5 protein-coding genes are annotated in these 6460 nt (G+C 62.2%); 1 reads left to right on the top strand and 4 read right to left on the bottom strand.

Annotation, left to right across the window (positions count from 1 at the left end):
- Positions 1-173 precede the first annotated feature (173 nt).
- Positions 174-2033, bottom strand: coding sequence for a lysophospholipid acyltransferase family protein (locus tag ACMZ6R_RS10400; protein ID WP_416111082.1), 1860 nt, complete (start codon positions 2031-2033; stop codon positions 174-176).
- A 439-nt stretch (positions 2034-2472) separates the two neighbouring features.
- Here ACMZ6R_RS10400 and ACMZ6R_RS10405 point away from each other — a divergent pair, with 439 nt between their 5' ends.
- Positions 2473-3102: a helix-turn-helix domain-containing protein gene (locus ACMZ6R_RS10405; RefSeq protein ID WP_416111084.1), complete on the top strand. Its 630-nt coding sequence runs from the start codon at positions 2473-2475 to the stop codon at positions 3100-3102.
- Between the two features lie 416 nt (positions 3103-3518).
- Here ACMZ6R_RS10405 and ACMZ6R_RS10410 read toward each other — a convergent pair whose 3' ends face one another.
- The 3 genes from ACMZ6R_RS10410 to aroC all read right to left on the bottom strand — a co-directional run bounded on the left by ACMZ6R_RS10410 (position 3519) and on the right by aroC (position 6295).
- The gene (locus ACMZ6R_RS10410; protein WP_416111086.1) at positions 3519-4520 is read right to left on the bottom strand and encodes a DUF6976 family protein; all 1002 of its coding nucleotides are present in this window, start codon (positions 4518-4520) and stop codon (positions 3519-3521) included.
- Positions 4521-4534: 14 nt separating this feature from the next.
- The gene (locus ACMZ6R_RS10415; protein WP_416111088.1) at positions 4535-4768 is read right to left on the bottom strand and encodes a hypothetical protein; all 234 of its coding nucleotides are present in this window, start codon (positions 4766-4768) and stop codon (positions 4535-4537) included.
- Between the two features lie 474 nt (positions 4769-5242).
- Positions 5243-6295 carry a chorismate synthase gene (aroC, locus tag ACMZ6R_RS10420; RefSeq protein ID WP_416111090.1) on the bottom strand — a complete coding sequence of 351 codons (1053 nt, stop codon included), beginning with the start codon at positions 6293-6295 and terminating at the stop codon, positions 5243-5245.
- Positions 6296-6460: the final 165 nt, after the last annotated feature.

Below are 6460 nucleotides of genomic sequence, written 5' to 3' on the forward strand. Positions count from 1 at the left end.
AAAAAAGCCGGGGGGATGTCTTCCCTCCGGCTTTTTTCCGTTGGCGTTCGGGAAAGCGCGAAAAGCCTAGTGTGGCGTTCTCTAAAAAATATGACAATATTTTTTAGAGAAAAAATAATTAGTTAAATATATTACTCTCAAAATTCGTATGCACGAATTTCGAGAACGCGACACTAGGCGCAATGCTCCGCCGGCGTGTCGGCCGTGGCCGCCTGGGCTTCGTGGTAGGCGATGAAACCGGCCAGCCCGGCCTTGCCCATGTAGCGCTCGAGCTGGCGTCGGTCGGCCTGGAGCAGGTCCACCACGATCAGTCCGTCGAGGCAGTCGGCGAAACCCTTGTCCACGTTGAACGCCAGGATCTTGCCGCCAAGCTTCAGGTACTGGCGCAAAAGCACCGGGATGCCCTTGCGGTCGGCCTCGATGTCGTCGATAAGCGCCAGCAGGTCGTCGAGGTCCTCGACCAGGGTCCGGGCCGCCCGGGCCAGCCAGGTCTGGCCGCGAAGGGGCGTTTTGGGGCGCACCAGCCGGGCCAGGTTGGGATTGGTGACGTTGCCCTCGAAGTAGCTGGCGATAAGCCGCCTGGAGGCGTGCTTGTAGTCGTTGGTGATGCTCACCGGGCCGAAAAGCACCCGGTAGCGCGGCTCGCGCACCACCATCTGGGCCAGCCCCTTCCACAAGAGCAGAAGCGGCGAGTAGCTTTTCTGGTACTCGGGCCGCACAAAGGACCGGCCCATCTCCAGCGCCGGGCTTATGCGCGAGAAAAAGGCGGCCTTGAGCACGAAAAGCGTGCTGGTATAAAGCCCCTGCGGGCCTTTTTCGGTCAAAAGCTCGTCGGTGCGGCCGATGCGGTAGGCGCCGGCCACTTCGCGTGTTGCGGCGTTCCACAAAAACAGGTGGCGGTAGAAGGGATCGAACCCGTCGAGGTCGCAGGCCTTGCCCGTGCCTTCGCCCACCCGGCGGAAGGTCAGTTCGCGCAGCCGGCCGATTTCGCGCAGCGTCAGGGGGATGTCCACGGCCTTGGCCTCGATGACCTGGAACTCGCCGCTTTGGTGCAGGACCGCCCCGGCCGCAAGCGAGGCGATTTCGTCGGCCAGCAGGTCCGGGCTCACGGGCGGGATGAGCGCTTCCTGGCGGCCGGCGTTTTTCTGGGGGAAAAGCGGCGGCCGGCGCAGAGGCCTGTCCGGGCGATTGCGCAAGAGCTCCGTGCGCAGGCGCAGGTAGCGGGTGATGCAGGCATCGGCTTCCTCGTCGCAGGTCGAGACCTTGGCCAGGCGGTTGTAACGGATGGGGGTGCCGATGCGGGCTTCCACGGTGCGGCCGCGTTTATTGCAGAATTCCCGGGGCAGCATGGCCGTGCGCACGAGGGGGTGGATGAGGCCCAGGACCTGGAACAGCCGGCTGTTGCGGCCGCCAAAATGGATGGGCACGACCGTGGCTTCGGTCTTGCGCACGAGCCTCGCCACGGTGGCGCTCCAAGCCGGGTCGCCGATGGTCAGCCGGCCGTTTTCCAGGTGGGGGTGGGCCACCGCTCCGGCCGGAAAGATGCCGAGCAGGCCGCCCTTGCGCAACACGTGCAGGCATTCCTTGAGAGGCCGGATGTTGCTGCCCGTGGCCGAGGAGCCGCCGAAGGGGTCGACGAAGACGAAAAGATCGCGCAACTCCGCAATGCGGGAGAGCATGAAATTGGCCATGATCCGGGTGTCGGGGCGCACGGCCAAAAGCATTTTGGCCAGCACCAGCCCTTCCAGTCCGCCAAAGGGATGGTTGGCCACCACCACCACCGGCCCGGATTTGGGGATGCGCTCCAGTTCCTCGGTCGCGGCCCGCACGCGCACGTTCATGGCATCGAGCACGGCGTCCACGAAGGAGCCGCCGTCCAGGCCGTTCGGAATGGCCCGGTAGATGTCCTCGATGGGGGCAAGCGACAGAGCCTTGGCCAGAAAAGGCTCGGCCAGGGCGACGGCGCGGCGCGTGACAGGCCCGCCAAAGGATGGGGCCAGGGAAAAGATGCGGGGACGTTCGCTTTGTTCCATGTCATCACCTCGGGGGATGGCGTCTAGGAAGACGGGGCGCATAGCCACTGGTCAAACCATACAAGGCATAGCCAGCCAGGGTTACGACTCCATGGAGAATTGGCTGCGTTCGCCGACGATTGTGCGCGGATGCGTCACAACGCAGGTGGATTTGTAACATTCGAAACTTACGCCGTTGTCCGCCGTCCGGCAAGATGTCGACGTCTTGACACCCGACGCGGGCCGCTCCTAGGGTATAGGCGATGCGGGAGAAGGAGCCCTTCGGGAAGGGGGCTGCCCTTTCGCTCGCGTCCCTTTCTCAATTTTTTATCTGTTAAGGTGTTGCAGCGGATATCCACCCTTTGAAGCGTCTTTGGAAAGGGGGTCTGGGGGGAGAACCTTTCTGCAAGAAAGGTTTCCCCCCAGCGACCGTGTATAAAATAGCTCCGGGGAATGCGCCGTGTCGGAAAATCGTCTGTACTCCGTGGCCGCCATCGCCAAGCTGCTGGATATGCCGGAATCCACGCTCCACTATTGGAAGAACCGCTTCGACGAGGTGCTGCCGAGCGTCGGGCGCGGACGCAGCAAGCGGTTTCGCCCCGAGGCGGTGGAAGTCTTCCAGGCCATCGGCCGGCTGCTCGGCCAGGGGCTCTCGGCGGCGGACGTGCGGGCCGAGCTGATGCGGCAGTTTCCGGTCAACGTGGCCCACGAGGCGGCCGGCGAGGCGGTTCTTTCCACTGTCGCCGCGCCCGCTTCGCCCGCAACGACCATCACCGCAGGCGAAGCGGCCTTTTCCGGCGGCGAGCCGGCCGTCATGGCCATGGCCGCCGGCATCGGCACGGAAATCGCCCGGTCGATCATGGCCCAGTTCCAGCAGCATTTTCCGCCGGTCCAGCCGGCCCTGCCCGAGGAGACGGTGGAGGGGCTGCGGGAGCAGCTCGGGGCGGTGCGCGGCGAAAACGCCGCCATGGCCGAGAAGATGCATCTGCTGGAGGCGGAACTGGTGCGCCTGCGCAAGGACCGGCGCGAACTGGAAAATTACCTCGTGGACAAGATAAACGCCCTGCGCCGCGCCGACGAGACGTCGTGAGGGGAGAGGGGAAGAAGGGAAAGAGGTGCGAGAGGGGGACCCTTTTTGAAAAAAGGGTCCCCCTCTCGCGCTCTCCCCTCCCAAAAAATTTCAACGATTACAGGCGCAATCACGATAACAGTCTGTAACCGTTAAGAGTCTTTGGAAGGGGGGCCTGGGGGGAGAACCTTTCTGCAAGAAAGGTTTCCCCCCGGTCTTCGCCCTGTGGGGGATGCAAATGGGGAAGGCCGCTTGCCCGGCTTGCGCCCGGCTCACGGCCTTCCTTTCCTCGAGGACTATCGCCTGGTCCGCGAGGCCGCCCCGACGCCGCGGAAACGTCGGTCCGCCTTCCGGTTGACGGTGGCGGCCCAGCAGACATCGCTTAAACGATGGGTCCCGATGGGCTTGGGTGTGGGTCGCGCTTCGGCGACTGGCGGCTAAACGTCCATGATCTCCAGATACACCAAGGTCTGGTTGAGAAGCTGATAGGCGATCTCGCCGTAGGTGACCGGCCCGGTGAAGGGATCGGTCTTTTTCCCTTCCAGCTCGGAATACAGGTAATTGAGGATGCAGTTGCAGGAGAAGGCCACCCGGGAGGATTCGATGGAGCATTCCTTGTTCAGGCGGCTGTTGAATTCCTTGACGTAATCCGCCACGGGCTTGGCGTGCTTGTAGCGGATGCCGGAGAAGACCGGGGCGTAGAACTTCACCTGGCCTTCCACCTCGTCGACATCCTGGAAGCTGATGTTGACTATGGCCCCGTAGTAGTCGGCTACGAGCGGCAGCTTGGTGTCGAGCTTGTTTTTCACGATGTAGGCGGCGAAGTTGCGTTTTTCGCCGTTGACCATCACGTCCTTGGCGGCAAAGTCGTCGGAAGTGAAGGTCAGGATGTCGCCGTCGCCCTGCTCGAACAGGTTGAGAATGCCGATTTCGGCCACCTTGCCCTCGGGCAGCTGGGCCTGGAGCACCAGGGCTCCTTCCTCGCGCACCTCGCCGGTGCGGCCGTTGATGATTTTGGGGGTCTTCTTGCCCAGGTCGGACAGGTGTACGCCCGCGACCCAGCCGATCAGCGGCCGGATACCGAAATCTTTATAGTTGGGGGCGTTCAGGGCAAAAGACAGGTGCGTCTTGCTGGCCGCCGGAATGATGATGAAGCTGAATCCGTGCTTGGGACCCTCGGCGTAGACGCGGGCCAGGCTGGTTTCGTCGTAGGCGACAATCTCGATGGACGTGACGATGTCGGTGATGTCCGTGGCGCAGATGAGCTCACGGCTGGACATGCCGCCCTTGTCGCTGGAAATGAAGTACGGAATCGTGCCGCCTATCCAATCGCCCTGGGGCAACTGGCGCAGGGCATCCTCGTCACCGGCCAGAAGGAGCTTGCGTCCCGACTCGATCAACTGCCTGACATCAGCTACTTTGGAAATAGTTTGTCGCATGTCGCTTTCCCCTCCTAGCCGAAGATGGTTTTCAGATCGTCCTGAACGCTTGGCATATTCACATTGTTGGCGAAAATAGCATAGAGTTGATCAACGCTGGCGCCGATGTTGTCCGGCGAAGGGTCTTCCTTCACCGCTCGCGTCAGGCGGCCAAGCAGGATCTTGGCGGCAAGGAACTTGAGCTGGTAGGTTTTCTTTCCCGTCACAATTTCTTGCCAGGCTTTGTTGCTCTTGCTCGGTACATCCATATTCGCCTCCTTCTTTATGCGGCAGCGCGATCTTGCGGCAGCGGGAATAATCGTCGCCTGCAACCCGGCCACGGTGACCCACGACCCTCATGACCCGGCTGGAATCGGCGTATTGCGTGACGAAACGTCCGTGCAGGCGTCAATTAAGCAAAGATCGCACCACGAGAAAAATATCAAGAAACCCACAGGTTATTGAAAGAGTACGAGAAATTGCGGAAGAATACAAGACAAAACAGGAAGTTTCCCGTGTTCCAAAAGCCTGATTGGAGCGTGAGATTCATTAAAATAATAAATTATTTCAGTGTGTTGAAATGATGGGCAGAATTGGGGCAGTAAAAAGCCGCGACGGGTCAAAAGGAAACAGGAATTACGTCACCTAACCGACCATGAATTTTCAGCAAATTTTCTTTGCAAAAACTGTCGGATGTACGGACACGGCCAACACCCTCGCGTGTCCGTGAACGCCCCGCCACACTAGCGTACCGTGCGCTGCAGAAGCACCATGTCGGCCAAAACGAGCAGCACCATGGCCCGAAGCACCGGCACCACGCGCGGAATGGCGCTGCGGTCATGCCGGCCACCGACCACGATCGACGCCGGATTGCCGGCGATGTCCGTGGTGCGCTGGGACACGGCAATGGACGGGATGGGCTTGACCGCCGCCCGCACCACCACGGGTTGCGCATTGGAGATGCCGCCCAGTATCCCCCCGGCATGGTTGGATTCGGGCGGGGTGACGATGGGGTCGTTATTGGCGGAGCCGGCCAGGCGCGCGGCGGCAAACCCGTTGCCGATTTCCACGCCCTTGACCGCGCCGACGCCCATCAGCGCATAGGCGAGCCTGGCGTCGAGCTTGTCGAAGACCGGTTCGCCAAGCCCGGCCGGAACGCCCGTGGCCGTAACCTCCACGATGCCGCCCAGGCTGTCGCCCGAAGCCATGGCTTCCTTGGCCCGGGCCTCCCAGGCCGGCACGATGGCCGGGTCCGGGGCGCAAAAAGGCCGGTCCGCCGCGCCGGCAATGTCCACGATATCGGCCGGAATGCCGCCGAATTCCACGGTGTAGGCCGCAACCTCGATGCCGCAGCCGGCAAGGAACGCGCCGGCCACTCCCCCGCCGGCCACCCGGGCGGCGGTTTCGCGAGCCGAGGCCCGGCCGCCGCCGCGATAATCGCGCCGGCCGTACTTGGCCAGATAGGTGCCGTCGGCATGGCCGGGGCGCAGCAGGTTCTTGGCTTCCTCGTAGTCCCGGGAACGCTGGTTGGTGTTCTCGATCACGAACCCGATGGGCGTGCCGGTGGTTGCGCCCTCGAAAACGCCGGACAGCAGGCGCACGGCGTCGGGCTCCTTGCGGGCCGTGCCGGTGAGTCCCCCGGCCCCGGGACGGCGACGGTCCAGGTCGCGCTGGATAAGGGCGGCATCGAGCGGCACCCCCGGCGGACAACCGTCCACCACGCCGCCAAGGGCCGGGCCATGGGACTCGCCATACGTGGTCAGACGAAAAACAGTGCCAAAGGTATTCCCGCTCATAAGAGCTCCTATTTTATGAGAAGAAAGTGCGAGAGGGGAAACCCTTTAAAAAGGGTTCTCCCCTCTCGCGCTCTCCCCTTCCTAAGCTTTCTCATAATGCCTGTGACTCACCGTCATTATTTATAAAAGTCTTTGGAAGGGGGGCCCGGGGGGAAACTTTTCTTC

The sequence above is a fragment of the Solidesulfovibrio sp. C21 genome (assembly GCF_047785625.1).
In the GTDB taxonomy this organism is placed as follows: Bacteria; Desulfobacterota; Desulfovibrionia; order Desulfovibrionales; family Desulfovibrionaceae; genus Solidesulfovibrio.